The organism is Psychrobacter sp. TB67, from assembly GCF_000511065.1.
Taxonomy (GTDB): Bacteria; Pseudomonadota; Gammaproteobacteria; order Pseudomonadales; family Moraxellaceae; genus Psychrobacter; species Psychrobacter okhotskensis.
Genome location: NZ_AYYA01000067.1, coordinates 46348 through 63953 on the forward strand (window position 1 = coordinate 46348; position 17606 = coordinate 63953).

Here is a 17606-nt window from a genome sequence, read left to right on the forward strand (position 1 = left end):
AAATTTGCTATAATCGGCGCGTGCTAATTGCTAATCAAAATCCTGCATTTTTTCCCACCCGTTCTATAGTGCTGCTTGTCGATTTAACAACCTTGCAGCGAGGATAGAACACTTGTAATCACCACATAATTACAAGTATTTATTTTAAAATCTAATCAGAGAGCGTTTTATGGCCTTAATATCGTTACGTCAACTTCTAGATCATGCCGCTGAACACAACTATGGTGTTCCTGCTTTTAACGTCAACAACTTAGAGCAGATGCGTGCAATTATGATGGCGGCCGACGCCTGTGACTCACCTGTCATCGTCCAAGCCAGTGCTGGAGCACGTAGTTATGCAGGGTCGGCGTTTTTACGTCATTTGATTATCGCAGCTATCGAAGAGTGGCCACATATCCCAGTAGTGATGCATCAGGATCATGGTATGTCACCTGCTATTTGCCAGCGCTCAATTCAGCTTGGCTTCTCATCAGTGATGATGGACGGCTCGCTCGGTGAAGATGGCAAAACGCCAATGGACTATGATTATAATGCCAGCGTGACTCGCGAAGTCGTCAAGATGGCACACGCATGTGGCGTGTCGGTAGAAGGCGAAATTGGTTGCTTGGGCAGTCTTGAGACCGGTATGGCAGGCGAAGAAGACGGCTCTGGAGCAGAAGGTATATTAGATCACGAGCAGCTATTGACCAGTGCTGATGAAGCTGAGCAGTTCGTTAAAGACACCAACGTTGATGCGCTAGCCATTGCCATTGGTACCAGTCACGGTGCTTATAAATTCACGCGTCCACCGACGGGCGATATCTTATCCATTGAGCGCGTAAAAGAGATTCATGCCCGTATTCCTAACACCCATTTGGTCATGCATGGTTCGTCGTCAGTGCCGCAAGAGTGGCTTAAAGTCATCAATGAAAATGGCGGTGATATCGGTGAGACTTATGGTGTACCGGTTGAGCAAATCGTTGAAGCGATTAAGCATGGTGTCCGTAAAGTCAATATCGATACCGATTTACGTTTGGCATCAACAGGTGCAATCCGTAAATTCTTAGTAGAAAACCCAAGCGAGTTTGATCCCCGTAAATACTTTAAAGCGTCTATGGTTGCGATGTCAGATATCTGTACCAATCGTTTTGAAGCTTTTGGTTCTGCTGGTCAAGCACATAAGATTCGCCCTATTAGTCTTGAAGGTATGGTCGATTTTTATTAGTAGATTTGACGTTAAAAGTACTTATCGAATAAATGATTATTGAGATATTTCGTTCTGCAGCTGGCTGAATTTTATGATAATTCTTATAAGAGATAGTGGGTTATGATTGGATTGATTAGCGGACAAGTGCAGTATTTGATGGCACCGACTGCCTGTGTCATGACCACCTCTGGTGTCGGCTATGATATTGAGCTACCGCTACCGTCATTTTGCCAGTTGCGTCTCAACGAGCAGGCGAGCATTTGGACGCATTTTCATGTGCGTGAAGATGCGCAGCTGCTTTATGGTTTTATCGATCGTAAAGAGCGCGATGTCTTTCGTCAATTGATTAAAATAAATGGCGTTGGCGCAAAAATGGCATTAGCCATGCTATCGGCAATGTCAGCTGCTGAGCTAAAAATGCACGTCGAGCAAGAGTCAGAGACGGCATTAACCCGTATCCCGGGTATTGGTAAAAAGACAGCACAGCGCCTATTGATTGAGCTAAAAGATAAGCTGAAAAATATTGAAGTCGATAGCGGTCATTTAGAGTTTGCTATGCAACCTGCTGAGGTGTCTCACGAGGGCAACATCATCGCTGAGGTTGAAGGCGCTTTGATCAGTCTTGGCTATAAAGAAAGAGAAGCTCAGCAAGCGATTAAAGCTGCTAAAAGTAATGGCGATACCTTTGCCGATACCCAAGGTTTGCTAAAAGCCACGTTGCAACAGTTGTCAGGCTTTTAATTCATTTAGCTCACTACTATTATTAACTATAAATAACTCTTAAATAGATAAGCGACATTCATTGTCGCTTATTTTTGTTTTAGGCTGTGCTTTATTTAGTGGCTGCTTTAAGATGTTTTGCATGACTTATGCGTAGCGTTTGGTTATGCTATTTATACCTAATTTTTTAATATAATGATAAAACATATGATGCAAGATCGTTTGATTAATCCATTCGAGGGGGCAGGTGATGCGCCTGACTCCAATATTCGACCGGCATTATTGGCTGAATACATTGGTCAGCCGGTGGTGCGTGAGCAGATGGAAGTTTTTATTGGTGCGGCACGTGGTCGTGGTGAGCCATTGGATCATACACTGATTTTTGGTCCACCAGGTTTGGGTAAAACCACGCTTGCCAATATTATTGCTCGTGAGATGGGTGGTAATCTGCGTTCTACCTCAGGGCCAGTGCTTGAGCGTCCAGGTGATTTGGCAGCGATGCTGACCAATTTAGAAGAAGGTGATGTCCTATTTATCGATGAAATCCATCGTTTGAGTTCGGTCATTGAAGAGATACTGTATCCAGCGATGGAAGATTTTCAGCTAGATATTATGATTGGCGAAGGGCCGGCGGCGCGTTCTATCAAGCTTGATTTGCCGCCCTTTACTCTAGTTGCGGCAACCACCCGAGCAGGTCTGCTGACGTCGCCATTGCGTGATCGTTTTGGGATTGTGCAGCGCTTAGAGTTTTACAATATAGCTGACTTGACGACGATTGTGAGTCGTGCCGCCCGCTTGATGCGTGTACCGATGAGTGAAGACGGGGCGGTAGAGATCGCGCGCCGTGCACGTGGGACGCCAAGGATTGCCAATCGTTTACTGCGCCGTGTGCGTGATTATGCTGAAGTGAGAGGCGACGGTAGTATCAATGGTGCGATTGCGGGTAGTGCACTCGATATGCTGGCCGTTGATAGACGTGGTCTTGACCATCTGGACAGACGTTATATTGAGATATTACACGAGCGTTTTGATGGTGGTCCAGCTGGCGTTGAAGCAGTCGCAGCGGCTATGGCTGAGGATCGCGGTACGCTCGAGGATGTGATTGAGCCATACCTCATTCAGCAAGGTTATGTATTACGTACGGCGCGTGGTCGGGTATTAACGCAGATGGCGATTGATCAAATGCTTTAATAATGAAAACAAAATGCGCCTACTTTTAATTTAAATCATTAAAAGTAGGCGCATTTTTTATGAAGGATATAAAGCTCAAAAATATGCTTAAGCTAGAACCCGCCAAATAACGACAATCATAGCCAATAAATAAAAGATAGGCGCAAACCAACCGACTTGTGTAGCGATGGCAATAAACACGGCAAAACCTGACAGCGCTAGCCAATCACGGCGACGATCATTAAGCATGTCAGCGCGTATCTGCTGTATTTCTCGCAGCTGACTGTCTTGGCGCGACCCTTGTGAGGCAAGGCTTTGTAGACCTTGATCTAGTAGCTTAGGAATATCAGTCGTTGATAATAAAATCTCTGGCAACTGCTGGCGTAAGTGTTGCAAGTTACGCATCGGATCGAGCTGCTCTTTAATCCAGCTACTTAAAATGGGCTTGGCGAGCGACCAGATATCAAGGTCAGGATATAAATCACGACCAAGTCCTTCGACATGCACCAAGGTTTTAAGTAGCAGCATTAATTGCGGCGGAATACTCATATGGTGGCGACGGGCGATATCTAAAATCTGCATTAACACACCAGCAAAGTCGATATCATTAATAGATTTTTGCAGCATCGGGCCGACAGTACGTTTCATATCGCGCATTAAAGCATGCTTATCGGTATTGGGCGGTATCCAACCAGCACGGCTGACGATATCAACCATCGCCGTAAAGTTGTTATTCATTACCGCCAACAGCATACGCGCGACGATAAGCTGATCGTCTTTTGATAGCGTACCCATTATGGCGCAATCAAGACCAATATAGCGTGGCTCATGACCCAAATCCACCGCTGCCATATCTGCAGTGAGTGTTTTGACTGGCGGCGTTTCTACAAAGACATTACCCGGATGCATATCGGCATGAAAAAAGTTATCGCGAAATACTTGGGTAAAAAATATCGTTAAGCCTTTCTTTGCCAATGCTGCTCGGTCATAACCAAGCTTATCAAACACCTCAACTTGCGAGATAGGGACGCCTTGAATACGCTCCATCACCATCACATTTTTGGCAGCATCATAAACTTCAGGCACATACATTAATGCTGAACCCAAGAAGTTATTGCGCATTTGGGTGGTATTATCTGCCTCTAACGTCAAGTCTAGCTCGTTAAGCATGACTTGACGATAATCCTCAACAATATCGATGATATGTACGGCACGCGCCGCTTCAATACGAGCGGATGCCCAGCTTGCCAATTCACGTAGTAGCTCAAAGTCAGAAATAATCGTGGTGCGGATATCGGGACGAACCACCTTTATGACGACTTCACGACCATCATGCAGGGCGGCAGTGTGTACTTGGGCGATAGAAGCAGCCGCTAGCGGTTTGACATCAAAGCGTGCGAACAATGTGCCAATAGACTGCCCAAGACCATGCTTAGGGTCTTGGATTTGGGTAATGGCCACATCAGAGTTAAATGGTTTAACCTTGTCTTGTAGCTGAACCAGTTGAGCGATGATCTCAGGCAGCACCAAATCACGACGTGTTGACAGTAGTTGGCCTAATTTTAAAAACAGCGTACCCATGTCCTCAAGCGCATATTTAATCGCGTTTGGCTGATGCTTTTTACCCCAAGCGGCTGGATGCAAGCGAATTAAACGTGCTAAAGGTTGCAGCTGTGGCGCCTCTTCAATAGAAAAGTGCGTATCAATGCGATATATTGCGGCGATACGCCAAAGCTCAAGTAAACGGGCGCGATGGGATAATAGCATGGGCAAAATTACTCTAAGTAAATTTAAAAGATATGATCAAACTAGATAAATTTTAGAGGTAATACTATCATGGTAAAGATATTTTAAGAATGGCTGAGCCTTATATTATTCATTTAGGGCAGATTGGGTCTGTCAAAAATTTCTATAAGGATTTAAAGTGAAAATAAATAAACTATGGTTGCCACTCTTGACAGTGATTTTCATTAATCACGCTGCTTTTGCGTTTGAGTGTGATTCACCTGAAAAAGAGATTTTTGAGACTACAGATTGTCTATATTCCGGGCGTGCCATAGTTATGGATGATAAAACGCAAAAAGTTGGATTTGTAGATGAAAAGGGAGAGGTAGCGATCCCGCTTATTTACGATGATGGACATAGATTTTCAGAAGGCCTAGCCTCTGTCTATTTGAAAGGAAGAGTTGGTGTAATCAATACTTTAGGAGAAGTCGTTGTCCCATTTAAGTATGATCGTATTACTCTTTTTTCAGAAGGGTTTGCATCCATTTATTTTAAAGGGAAAGCCGGTATAATCAATAATTTGGGAGAGATTGTTGTTCCCTTTGAGTATGATTATATCGCTCCTTTTTCAGAAAGATTAGCTGGGGCGAAAAAGGGTAAGAAAATGGGGTATATTGATTCAATGAATAATATAGTAATCCCTTTTACTTATGACCAAACAGATAAGTTCTCAGAAGGCTTTGGGTCAGTCAAGCTGAATGATAAGTGGGGCTTTATTGATAGAGTAGGCAAAGTAGTAATCCCCATAAAATTTGAAGGACTAGGTGATTTTCAAGAAGGTTATGTCGCTTTATTAACCAACAACAAGTTTGGGTTTGTTGATACAAAAGGAGACGTTGTAATCTCTCCGAAATATCAATATGCTTTCAGATTTTCAGAGAGCTTAGCGAGAGCAAGTATAGATGATAAATGGGGTTATATTAATAAGTTGGACGACATAATAATACCTTTTAAGTATGATTATGCCACCGACTTCAAAAATGGATTAGCTACGGTTACTGTAAATGAACAAAAATTTATAATTGATAAAATGGGCAAGATTATAGAAAAAGACAATAAATAGTAAATTCGTTATAAAATAATAAAAGACTACTCGTTGCCCTTAAGCTTTTCCTGCTCTATTCTAATGGCAGCAAGTTTGGCCTCTTCACGTTCGACATCAGCCCGCAGCTTTAAAAGCTGCTGTTTAAGGTCGTTGACTTCTGCCGCTTCAACTGGATCAGGCACACTATTGCCCGCCACATCATTGGCCCAATCGCTGACATCATTAAAAGCACGTTTGGCACTATGACGCCAGCTGCCTTTGAGTTGGGATATGAGTAGATGCAACTGACTGGCCATTGGCTTACCGATAAATGGCTCAAGCTGTCCTGCCACATCTGGGTCAAAGCCTGCGACCAACTGCTTTAGCTGCATCAGCACTTTATAGTCACCAGCGATTGGCAAGTTGCCCTCAGTGCCGCGCATCAGATTGAGCAATTGCGCTGGATTGTCTACGGTAATGGTACAGTCTGGACGACTATGACCGATCCGGGCGCGCTCCATACTGGCTTGTTGGCGCTCGTTCATACGGCCGCTCGGCTCAAACACGCTGTCCGTCGTCACCGGCTCAAAACGCAAACGCTCATGGGTGAATAGAATATCCAAACGAATTTCAGGCATTGCTATATTCAGTCGCAATACTTTGCCAGCAAGCGGTGCCAATCCTGATTTGGTAATCTCATCACTCGCAATGGCAAGGTTAATCAGCTTTTCGGCACCTGCCAAAAGTAGAACAGTCAGCATAAGGCTCTCGCATGTTTGGTTGAGCGCCATAAGCCTGGCGCATATTTCAATATTGGCTGTTATGACTAGGATTAAACGCCTGCCTAATGACAGACGTTTTTACATTATGAAGAAGCTTGTTTGTATAAGCAGCTTTTAAAACTATGCTTTAAAGCCGCGATGCACAGCAACGATACCAGCGGTCAAGTTGTGATAATCACAATTCTCAAAGCCCGCTTGCTGCATCATTTGCTTTAGCGTCTGCTGATCAGGGTGCATACGAATCGATTCAGCCAAGTATTGATAGCTTTCTGCATCATTGGCAATCAGCTTGCCCATCATTGGTAATGCGGTAAATGAGTATAAATCATAGGCTTTTGATAATGGCTCAAACACAGGTTTTGAGAATTCTAAAATCAATAAACGACCGCCCGGTTTCAGTACGCGATACATAGATTTTAACGCAGCGTCTTTGTCCGTGACATTCCGCAGACCAAAGCTGATGGTAAGCAAATCAAAGCTATTGTCATCAAATGGCGCTAATGTTTCAGCATTGGCAAGTACAAAATCGACATTATTGCAGCCAGCATTAATCAAGCGCTCACGACCAACTTCTAACATGGCCGCATTAATATCAGATAACACGACTTTACCGTTGCGACCGACTTCACGACTAAATACTTTGGCCAAATCACCCGTACCGCCAGCGATATCGAGTACATGCTGACCCGCACGTACGCCTGACAAGCTAATCGCATAACGTTTCCATAAGCGATGAATACCAAATGACATTAAGTCATTCATAATGTCGTATTTTTTGGCGACTGAGGTAAAGACATCAGCAACGCGCGCTTGCTTTTCTGCTTTATTGACCGTTTTATAACCAAAATGCGTTTGCTCATTACCATCAGTATCAGGCGTATGCGGATTATTGATGTCATCACGCTGGTTAAAAAGTGTTTGTTTGGCAGTTTGTGCTTGCGCTGAAGTGTTGCTTGCGCTGTCATTCAACGTATTATTAGCGTTGGTGGTATGGTTTGGCATAGTCGTTTGTTGACCTTGTGGGGTTCCGGTTGGTAAGTTTTGCACTTGCGTAAAGTCATTACTTTTACTTTTTTTGACGCTAGCATCAATACTCGTATCAGTCGTTGCATTAGGCACAGGACTTTGACGTGCTTTTACTTGAGCGGTGATGTTTTGACTGTGAGTGATGCTGTCTCTGACCAATTTATCTTGCAGCTGACCATTAATCGTGGTGTTGAGCGCTGGCTTTTGGTCAGAGGGAGTAGTGTTATCATTGGTATTATCGGTCATAGCATTATCCTGTTATTCACTTTTATGATTATTTTTTGAGATACTTTTTCGATTATATATTGTTTCTGTTAACGAATTTCACCAGTTAACTGAGTCTCTAATTAGCCCTATGATACACCAAACGCCAAGGGCTTATTGCCATTATCCGTATCATGAACTTCGTCAATAATTTCAAGCTCACGTTCACAAAACGGTTCGATAAAGCTGCTTACGCTTTTAAGGGGTTTCATGGCTTTAAAACCGGTATCGATAAAGTCATACAGTGGTTGAAAGTTGTAGCGATAGGCGGTGCCTTTTGCTAACGCGAACGCTTGTTTGAGCATAAATGAGTTCAAATGCTTGTCAGTGCGGTAGCAAACATCCTTAAGATTGGTAATCTGAATGCGGCGCTTATTCGCTTCATCGACAGTACGATAGGCGGCTAGCATATTGTCTTCGGTAATTGGTAAGTCTTGGGCAAGTAGCCACTGAGCCAAATGTAAATCTAGCTCAATCGCTAGAATTGCTGCTTGGATACCCATACTGCCAGCTTCTAAAGCTGATTCTTTTGCAAGGCGTTCAAGCTTTTTGGCTTTTGGCAAAATCCGCTCTAACTGCTTGGCCAATAACTTAAACTCATCACCGCCGTATAGTTGCGTCAGAAAATAGTCTGCCATCAGTTGGTTTTTTGGCTGTTCGAATAGTTCACTATGCGTACGTTGGAGTCGCGCTTGTTGCCATACTTGCACTTCATTGAGTTTGGTGTTTAATTCAGCATCTTGATGATGTGGTAGCGCCCAAAAATGTGTGAGGTGCTGTTGTAAATCGGTTAAGGCAGACATAGTAAAAATCCTATATAAAGGTAAAAATTATGTGTAGGTTGAGAATGAAGTGGTCAAAGTTATGCTGAGTTTTGATGCCTATTTTGAGCCTTTTTTTATTATTTTATGATCCTATTAAAGCATGCTCTCAAGATTGTGTTCACCTTAAAAGAAAATAAAGCAGAATACAAATGTCAAACTGTTACATAGCAGCGTTATTTACCGAATTGGTCAAATGCTATGATTAAGCAGATGTGCTTTCAATCATAGGACGATGACCATTATGAGCAAAAATGACAATACGACTGAACCCAACGCAGCACAAGCGGTCAGTGCCCAATTTAGTGAGCAAGTGATAGAGGAGCGCTTAACCCCTAATCCACTGAATCAGTTTTCTATGGATAAAGATGCACTACGGTTGGCACTGGTCACCGCTCAATATGCCCTACGAGCAACGCGGCAACAGACGCCGCCAACCCTCAACAAACCAACAGGGCTTTTGGTGTTGGTCAATGGTATGGAGCAGGCAGGCAAAGGCACTGCTGTTAAGCAATTGCGCCAGTGGGTAGATCCTCGGCTACTCAAGGTTGAGGCAACCATCGGTGATTGTCCCTTAGCGTATCAGCCGATTTGGCAAGCACATACCAAAGCGCTGCCGCGTCATGGCGATGTGATGGTTTATTTTGGTAATTGGTATGCCGATTTGCTCTATAACGTTATGCGTATGGCAACATCAGACCATGATGATAAACCATCGAAAAATCAAAAACCAGAAGGTGCCAAGTCTGACAATGACAAATCTGACAACGAAAAGGCGTTACCGATTGCGCAATGGCAAGCGTATCTACAGCAGCAACTCATTAAGCTGCAAGCGTTCGAACAAGATTTAGCCGCCAATCAAACCCGACTGCTTAAATGTTGGTTCCATGTCAATATCGAAACGTTACAACAGCGATTAAATGACGCTGAAGCCGACCCGCAGTTTTTGTATCAAATTGATTGGAATAGTACAGAGATAGTTGCGCAGTTTAATGAGGTAGCCGCGACACTGCTCCGCCAGCAAGATGATTGGATCATTATTGATGGTGATGATAAGTCAGATGCCGCCGATCGCTTCTGTCATGAAGTACTACAAGCGATGCAAACCGCGCTAGTAAGCAGCAAAATAAATACGGCAACAACCTCAGAGACTGACAAGCAAGCTCAGCAAGCAATTAAATCAGCGAAATTTAAACCTGTAAAAATCCCTAAATTTTTAGAAGACATCGATGATGCCGATATCGATAAGTCTGACTACCGTGATGCGTTGGCAGAAAAACAAGCACGTCTTGCTGAGTTGCTACGTGCGCGCAAAGGTCGGCATATCGTTTTCGCCTTTGAAGGGATGGACGCTGCTGGTAAAGGCGGGGCGATCAAAAGATTGGTGGCACCCCTCGACCCACGCGAGTATCAAATTTATAATATCGGCGCGCCAATGCTGTATGAGTTACAACACCCTTATCTATGGCGATTTTGGACCAAACTGCCAAACGAGCAAACGGATCGTATTAGTCGTATCGCCATCTTTGATCGTACTTGGTATGGTCGCGTCTTGGTTGAGCGTATTGAAGGATTTGCCACAGATGATGAATGGCAGCGTGCATATGATGAAATTAATCGCTTCGAGGCGGACTTGGCCACCGCAGGGACGTTGGTCATCAAATACTGGTTGGCTATTGATAAAAAAGAACAGCTTAAGCGTTTTGAAGCGCGTGAAGAGACGCCGCATAAGCAGTTTAAATTAACCGATGATGATTGGCGTAATCGCGATAAGTGGTCAGATTATGTGCAATCTGCGGCTGATATGCTGGCACATACCGACACAGCGTATGCACCTTGGTGCGTCATCGCCACCAATGAGAAGCGTCAGGCGCGTTTGGATGTGTTAGATCACGCTATTAAACAGCTGTTGGCGCTCTCAGACAGTTAACGGTTATAACCAGCCATAGTAAGGTTGGTTATTTCTCAAATGCCTAATAATATATAACTAAATAAAGAGGTTAGCAGGTTCGCACACTGGCAGTTACAAATCTTGCAATATCATCATGCATTATTTGCCTAGATTTAATATAATAGGCACGTAATGATTTCTGCCTTCTACTAAATGAGATGTGTGGACAAAGCATTCGTTTTATTTAATATAAATATTTTAAATATTTTGATGAAGTCGATTACAATGGAAGCTATAAGCCGCAAGATGCTTTAATCAAATGATTTGGCATTATCACTTGCGGCTTTGTGACATGTTGAATGATGTATCTATGGTCCTTGATATTGCATGGTACTGACGCCCTGTATTAATGATAGCTAAATTAATGATAGATAAGGGTTAAGGTAAATACGTGCGCTAGGGCAGTAGATCGAAGCTGTAATTTGACCAGCACATTGCGCATACGCTCTTAAGTTTTGCATACTGGAAACGGTATCATTATTGGCGTCGCAATGTTAATAACCGCAGATAATTTCAATCACCTTACGCAGGGCGTATCAACGTATGGGTATTACCAACAGTTCTACTGAGCCAGCCAAATCAGTTGGCTCTATGAGAATAAATCTATTTTTTGGCATTTTACTGATTGCGATGACCGCCTACTTTTTGTGGTGGGGTCTAGATTACACCATGCGTCAGCAGACGACGCTATTTATCGTAGCTACCGCTTTTGGTGTCTTTATGGCATTCAATATTGGTGGTAACGATGTCGCCAACTCCTTTGGTACCTCGGTGGGTGCGGGGACGTTGACCATTCCACAAGCGCTGGGTATCGCAGCGATATTTGAAGTGTCTGGAGCTGTGCTGGCAGGTGGTGAAGTCACCGATACCATTCGCAGCGGCATTGTCGATCTGGATGGTCTTTCAGTAACGCCTAACCAGTTCATCTATGTCATGCTGTCAGCGCTTATCGCTGCCGCATTTTGGCTGTTGTTTGCCACCAAAAAAGGGTTACCCGTTTCGACCACTCACGCCATTATCGGCGGTGTTGTTGGTAGCTCCATTGTATTGGGTATCACGTTAGGTGGTACCGAAATGGCATTATCAACCGTGAATTGGGGAACGATTGGAACGATTGCGATCTCTTGGGTAATATCACCGCTACTAGGCGGCGTTTTCTCCTACCTTTTATACGGACAGATTAAGAAAAATATCATTGAGTATAATGATAAAACAGAGGCGCACATCGCGACTTTGAAAGGCAATAAGAAAACCTTAAAACAAAATCATAAAGAGTTTTTAGAGGCGCTCTCAGAGTCGGAACAACTGGCTTATACCTCAGCGATGTTGCGTGATCAAGAAATCTATAAAGATGATGATTGTGACGTTGAAGATTTAGAGACTGACTATTACAAACAGCTTTATGAAATTGAGAACGAGCGCAGCAACCTTGATACCCTAAAAGCTTTGAAACAATGGGTACCTATCATTGCTGCTGCAGGCGGGGCAGTCATGGCCTCTTTGGTCATCTTTAAGGGTCTAAAGAATGTCAATAATGGCATGACGACGCTGCAAGGCTTCTTAATCATGGGTATGATAGCGGCGCTGGTGTGGCTTGCGACCTATATATATACCAAGAGTATCCGTGGTAAGCATAAAGAGGATTTGACCAAGGCGACGTTTATTATGTTTAGCTGGATGCAAGTCTTTACGGCATCGGCCTTTGCCTTTAGTCATGGCTCAAACGATATTGCCAACGCCGTCGGTCCTTTTGCGGCCATTATGGATGTTATCCGCACCAATAGTATTGCTACCGAAGCGGCAGTACCACCTGCGGTAATGTTGACCTTTGGTGTGGCGCTTATTGTTGGCCTCTGGTTTATCGGTAAAGAAGTTATTCAAACCGTCGGTACCAATTTGGCAAAAATGCATCCTGCTTCTGGTTTTTCAGCTGAACTGGCTGCTGCTGCTGTCGTTATGGGTGCGTCAACCATGGGGCTACCAGTTTCTAGTACGCATACCTTAGTTGGGGCAGTACTTGGCATCGGTGTCGTGAATAGAGACACCAATTGGGCATTAATGAAGCCCATTGGTTTGGCATGGATTATCACCTTACCAGCCGCTGCTTCAATGTCAGCCTTGAGCTTTGTCATTTTGATGTACGTTTTCTAAAATAGAAACGTCATAGCTTAGATTTTACTCATAAAGTAACAACCAAAAAACGCTTATCGACATCATGCCGATAAGCGTTTTTTTGTACCTTTCTAATCTTTCTAATAGTTATTGACTCTTTAATCCGTACCAAATTGCTTACGTTTTTTGGCAAAGAAGCGATCTAAGCGATCCATGGCATCTTCTAAGTCGTGCAAATTAGGCAAAAATACCAGACGGAAATGATCGGGGGTGTCCCAGTTAAAGCCAGTACCTTGAACCATTAAGACATTTTCTTCAACCAATAAGTCCATCATAAACTCCATATCATCTTTGATAGGATAAATCTCAGGATCCATTTTAGGAAAGCAATAGAACGCGCCTTGCGGCATAGTGCAAGAGATGCCTTTAATCGCATTAAGTCGTGACACCGCCATTTCGCGCTGCTTATAGAGACGGCCTTTTTTTGAGGTCAGATCTTTCATACTCTGATAGCCGCCCATCGCTGTCTGAATCGCATACTGCCCTTGGACATTAGAGCATAGGCGCATAGACGCCAGCATGTCTAACCCTTCGATGAAGTCTGCCGCGTGGTGTTTTTTACCAGAAACCATCATCCAGCCAGCACGAAATCCTGCGATACGGTGCGATTTTGATAAGCCATTATATGATAAGACCAGCACCTCGTCCGTCAGGGTGCTTACTGGGGTGTGTACCATATCATCATAAAGAATACGGTCGTAAATCTCGTCGGCCATGATGATTAAGTCATGCTCTTTAGCGACTTGGATAATTTGTTTCAGCAGGTCATCACTATAAAGTGAACCCGTTGGGTTATTGGGATTAATAACCACAATGCCCTTGGTCTTGCTCGTAATCTTAGACTTAATGTCTTCAATGTCAGGGTGCCAGTTATCTTCTTCATTACAGCGATAATGTACCGCTGTGCCACCAGCCAAGTTCGCCGCCGCTGTCCAAAGCGGGTAGTCTGGCATCGGGATAAGCACTTCATCACCGTCGTTCATTAACGCCTGCATAGTCATCACAATCAGCTCAGAGACCCCATTGCCCAAATAGACATCACGAACATCGACTGCTGATAGTAATCCCTTTGCTTGATAATACTGCAAGACAGCTTTACGAGCAGAAAAAATCCCTTGCGAGTCGGAATACCCTGTCGCGTCTGGCAAATTCATGGCCACATCGCGCAAAATCTCATGCGGTGCTTCCAGACCAAAAGGCGCTGGATTACCGACGTTTAGCTTTAGTATGCGCTTGCCTTCGGCTTCCATTTTATTGGCTGTTTGTAGTAGGGGGCCACGAATGTCATAACAGACGTTTTGCAATTTATCGGATTTTTTTATTGGATTCATAGAGTGACCACTCATAGGGTTGTTTTGTGAGTTTTTACGGGCATTAGGGGTTGTTGTATCAGTTTGGACATTGTCACGAACATCAAGCCTCTCGTCCTTGGTGTGAACACGATTAGGTGAGTCTGCGTCAGTGGCTGTCTCATGAGGCAACTCACCGCGCAACAGATACCCTTCGCTGCAGCCCAGTATTCGTGCCAATGTTGGTAGCTTAGACGACACAATACCGTTGGTACCACGCTCCCAGTTCGAGATAGCACCGCGACTGACCTTTGCACCCGCTGCTGTCATAGCTTGTGACAATTGCTCAGCAGTGAGTCCCTTGTCGCGGCGTAGCTGTACCAACCGTTCGGCTTGTGTGCCTTTGCTCTTATCATCAGCCATAATCATCTAAGCCTTTATTAATCGATTTGTCATAAAGAGTAAAAGTAAGAAGTTGGTTAAATTTAGTGTTATCGAATGAACTTCTACTTAATCCAAAACCACTTAATCCAGTGCTAATGCAAGATATTATTGCATAAGGTAGGCTGATGCAAGTATTTTTTAATACACGAATGCAAGAATAACTTGCATTAATCGTTTGATAATGCTCCATCCTCACTACTCATGGGCGTTAGCATAAATTTACCAGTAAAATTTTAATAAAATAATTGTGTATAACGTTGGTAAAAATAGACAGCTGCTACCGATGTGATTAAAGTGGCTGATTACAGCATCATTGTCTGTGACGCTATACAAAGTCTATGATGCGATAGATAATTATTACTCATCTCTATCAAGCTTGTCATCATATACCCCTTGAATATCATGCTGACTAGCAGCAGATAAAGGCTATCGTTATCCTAATAAGGTGATGATAAATCCCTAGTAATCGATTATATAATACAATCAGCTTAAGGTGATTTGGCTACAAAGCAGACAAGTAGAACTACGACAAATAGTAGACTAAGCGAGCTTTAACCGTAGCCGATTTATATAAGACTGACTATACATACTCAAGTAAGGATCAATCATGCAAGACAATCAACTTAGCAAAGAAGAAATCAGCCAACTGACCGAAGCAGATTGGAAAGAGCGCCTTAGTGCTGATGAATATCATGTAATGCGTGAAAAGGGTACAGAGCGTCCATTTACTGGCGTTTATAATGATGCAACTGATGACGGTGTTTACCGCTGTAAAGGTTGCGGCGCCAGCTTATTCGATTCTGCTAGTAAGTTTGATGCCAGTTGCGGTTGGCCGAGTTTTGACCAAGGCATCGATAACAGTGCTATCGAAGAGCATGTGGATAATTCGCTGGGCATGACTCGAACAGAAGTCACCTGTAGCAACTGCGGTGCACATTTGGGCCACGTATTCCCAGATGGGCCAAGTGAGACGACAGGTATGCGCTATTGCATCAACTCAGTCTCTATTGATTTAGACAAATCTGAAAAGTAGTTTCAGATATAACCAGTAGATTATTTTTCTCTAAAGGTATAAAAAGGAAGCACGTGTTGCTTCCTTTTTAATTATTGGCGCTGTATATTAATATTATTAAAAAGGCAGGCGCACCCAAAAATATCAAAAAAATCAATCAATTTAAGGATAGATGATGAGTACTGTTTACGACTTTACTGCAGAGCGTATGGACGGCAGCCCGCAAGCCTTTTCTGACTATCAAGACAAGGTGTTATTGATTGTCAATACTGCGAGCAAATGCGGCTTTACCCCGCAGTTTGAGGGGTTAGAGGCGCTACATGAACAATATAAAGATAAAGGTTTGGTCGTTGTGGGCTTCCCTTGCAATCAATTCGGTAGCCAAGACCCTGGTAGTAATGAAGAGATCGGGGCGTTTTGTCAAAAGAATTACGGCGTAAGCTTTCCAATGATGGCAAAGGTCGACGTCAACGGCAAAGATGCTCATCCTATTTTTGATTGGCTTAAAGAACAAAAAGGCGGCTTACTGACAGACGGTATTAAGTGGAATTTCACCAAGTTCTTAGTTGGTAGTGATGGTCAGGTGATCGATCGTTATGCGCCAACGACCAAACCTGAAGCCATGACCGCTGATATTGAAAAAGCTTTGGCCAAATAATCCGTTATTTCTTAATAAAATAAAAGAATATTGGCTTTATCGTTAAATATAAAGCCAATAAAAACATGGGCTTGTCATTATGCTTATAAAATCGTTAAAAAATAGCGAATAAAAAGGCAAATAATATTTGACAGGCAGGTGTAAATCTATATAATACACACCCACAGCAAGGGGCTTTAATTAAGTTCTATGTTGTTGAAATTATCGTCAAGATATTTCAGTATTAACTAGAGAGTGACTACTTTAGTTAATCAAAGCTTTAGAAAATTCTATTTAAAGAATTTTCTCTTGCGGATAAATACCTACTTTATGTAGGTGCTGAGTTTTTAGAATTTACGACAATGTAAATTCTCTTGCGCTCGGACGAAGCAGTGCTTCGTTATATCCTCGCTCAGGGTGATTAGCTCAGTTGGTAGAGCGTCTGCCTTACACGCAGAATGTCGGCGGTTCGAATCCGTCATCACCCACCACTCTTTTTAGCGAGTGTCTCTGTAATAAGAGAAGATGCTAAAAACGACCTAAGCAGCGGTAGTTCAGTTGGTTAGAATACCGGCCTGTCACGCCGGGGGTCGCGGGTTCGAGTCCCGTCCGCTGCGCCATATTCTGTTGTAATTAGAAAACGAATTTAGACTCTCGAGTTTAAGCAAGTTTCGCCTCAAACATAACTTTGTTTGAGGTTTTTTTGTGTCTGAATTCTGATATAAGTATCTGGTTTAGACGCAAAACGGCATAGCTATTATTAACGAGGACGTATTGATTACTATCTTAGATTAACACACCAAGTGCAACGCTAATTAATACCTAGATTCAAATAAGAAGTGCAACGTTTTAAAAGAATGAGTTGAAGAGTAAGATGTGCCGTGTTGCATTTCAAACTTCAACTCCTACATATCAGAACGTTATGAAACACTATACACATCTTACCCAAGAGCAAAGATATCAAATATCAGCGCTATTGCAAGCTAAAAAAGGCATGAGTGAAATAGCTAGAATTATTGGCTGTCATAAATCAACGGTGAGTCGAGAGATAAGGCGAAACATGGGACAAAGGGGTTATCGCCCCAAACAAGCCCATCGATTGGCAAACGCGCGCAAAGTTGTGAATAGCTCACAGATCAGCCGCTTTGGCTGGTGCTATATTGATCATCTACTCAGCAAGCACTACTCACCTGAGCAAATCACAGGGCGACTGAGAATGCTGGGTTGGCAAGAGGTCCCAAGCCATGAATCGATATATCAACACATCTATACTGACAAAAAGGCAGGGGGTAACTTACATAGCGCCCTTAGATGTCAAAAGCG

At 43.3% G+C, this 17606-nt stretch carries 14 protein-coding genes, 2 tRNA genes and 1 pseudogene; 11 read left to right on the forward strand and 6 right to left on the reverse strand.

All coding sequences use genetic code 11. The features are described from left to right. Window positions 1-169: 169 nt before the first annotated feature. The 3 genes from fba (at window position 170) to ruvB (ending at window position 3097) form a co-directional block, all read left to right on the forward strand. Window positions 170-1204: a class II fructose-bisphosphate aldolase gene (fba, locus tag W293_RS0112930; protein ID WP_025652834.1), complete on the forward strand. Its 1035-nt coding sequence runs from the start codon at window positions 170-172 to the stop codon at window positions 1202-1204. A gap of 102 nt (window positions 1205-1306) precedes the next feature. Then, the gene (ruvA, locus tag W293_RS0112935; RefSeq protein WP_025652835.1) at window positions 1307-1927 is read left to right on the forward strand and encodes a Holliday junction branch migration protein RuvA; all 621 of its coding nucleotides are present in this window, start codon (window positions 1307-1309) and stop codon (window positions 1925-1927) included. Between the two features lie 189 nt (window positions 1928-2116). Further along, a complete protein-coding gene (gene ruvB, locus W293_RS0112940; RefSeq protein ID WP_025652836.1) occupies window positions 2117-3097 on the forward strand; it encodes a Holliday junction branch migration DNA helicase RuvB in 981 nt (326 codons plus the stop codon). 87 nt (window positions 3098-3184) lie between these two features. Here ruvB and W293_RS0112945 read toward each other — a convergent pair whose 3' ends face one another. Continuing rightward, window positions 3185-4843 carry an ABC1 kinase family protein gene (locus W293_RS0112945; protein ID WP_025652838.1) on the reverse strand — a complete coding sequence of 553 codons (1659 nt, stop codon included), beginning with the start codon at window positions 4841-4843 and terminating at the stop codon, window positions 3185-3187. Window positions 4844-5000: 157 nt separating this feature from the next. On the opposite strand from W293_RS0112945, the gene W293_RS16480 reads away from it, so the two are divergent. After that, window positions 5001-5924, forward strand: coding sequence for a WG repeat-containing protein (locus tag W293_RS16480; protein WP_025652839.1), 924 nt, complete (start codon window positions 5001-5003; stop codon window positions 5922-5924). A 26-nt stretch (window positions 5925-5950) separates the two neighbouring features. Here the strand turns inward: W293_RS16480 and W293_RS0112955 are convergent, their stop codons facing one another. The 3 genes from W293_RS0112955 to W293_RS0112965 form a co-directional block, all read right to left on the reverse strand. Beyond that, a complete protein-coding gene (locus W293_RS0112955; protein WP_025652840.1) occupies window positions 5951-6646 on the reverse strand; it encodes an SCP2 domain-containing protein in 696 nt (231 codons plus the stop codon). 141 nt (window positions 6647-6787) lie between these two features. Then, window positions 6788-7939: a bifunctional demethylmenaquinone methyltransferase/2-methoxy-6-polyprenyl-1,4-benzoquinol methylase UbiE gene (ubiE, locus tag W293_RS0112960; protein WP_025652841.1), complete on the reverse strand. Its 1152-nt coding sequence runs from the start codon at window positions 7937-7939 to the stop codon at window positions 6788-6790. A 107-nt stretch (window positions 7940-8046) separates the two neighbouring features. Further along, a complete protein-coding gene (locus W293_RS0112965) occupies window positions 8047-8760 on the reverse strand; it encodes an FFLEELY motif protein (protein ID WP_025652842.1) in 714 nt (237 codons plus the stop codon). Between the two features lie 262 nt (window positions 8761-9022). Between W293_RS0112965 and W293_RS0112970 the strand changes: the two genes are divergently transcribed. Beyond that, entirely contained in the window at window positions 9023-10708 is a 1686-nt protein-coding gene (locus tag W293_RS0112970; RefSeq protein ID WP_025652843.1) for an ATPase, read from the forward strand. Window positions 10709-11272: 564 nt separating this feature from the next. Then, window positions 11273-12880: an inorganic phosphate transporter gene (locus W293_RS0112975; RefSeq protein ID WP_025652844.1), complete on the forward strand. Its 1608-nt coding sequence runs from the start codon at window positions 11273-11275 to the stop codon at window positions 12878-12880. A gap of 119 nt (window positions 12881-12999) precedes the next feature. Here the strand turns inward: W293_RS0112975 and W293_RS0112980 are convergent, their stop codons facing one another. Both W293_RS0112980 and W293_RS17625 read right to left on the reverse strand, forming a co-directional pair. Continuing rightward, entirely contained in the window at window positions 13000-14397 is a 1398-nt protein-coding gene (locus W293_RS0112980) for an aminotransferase class I/II-fold pyridoxal phosphate-dependent enzyme (protein WP_413771504.1), read from the reverse strand. Then, window positions 14376-14619, reverse strand: a pseudogene (locus tag W293_RS17625) (helix-turn-helix domain-containing protein); the annotation flags it as partial. The pseudogene W293_RS17625 and the gene W293_RS0112980, both read right to left, overlap by 22 nt. A gap of 622 nt (window positions 14620-15241) precedes the next feature. Between W293_RS17625 and msrB the strand changes: the two are divergent. The 5 genes from msrB to W293_RS17055 form a co-directional block, all read left to right on the forward strand. Continuing rightward, the gene (gene msrB, locus W293_RS0112985; protein ID WP_025652846.1) at window positions 15242-15667 is read left to right on the forward strand and encodes a peptide-methionine (R)-S-oxide reductase MsrB; all 426 of its coding nucleotides are present in this window, start codon (window positions 15242-15244) and stop codon (window positions 15665-15667) included. A gap of 154 nt (window positions 15668-15821) precedes the next feature. Further along, window positions 15822-16304, forward strand: a complete 483-nt coding sequence (locus tag W293_RS0112990; RefSeq protein WP_025652847.1) for a glutathione peroxidase — start codon at window positions 15822-15824, stop codon at window positions 16302-16304. A gap of 394 nt (window positions 16305-16698) precedes the next feature. Beyond that, window positions 16699-16774, forward strand: a tRNA-Val gene (locus W293_RS0112995). Between the two features lie 52 nt (window positions 16775-16826). Then, window positions 16827-16903 (forward strand) — tRNA-Asp (locus W293_RS0113000). A 302-nt stretch (window positions 16904-17205) separates the two neighbouring features. Then, window positions 17206-17606, forward strand: a 401-nt coding sequence (locus tag W293_RS17055; protein ID WP_037025970.1) for a helix-turn-helix domain-containing protein, incomplete at its 3' end; no start/stop codon positions are given.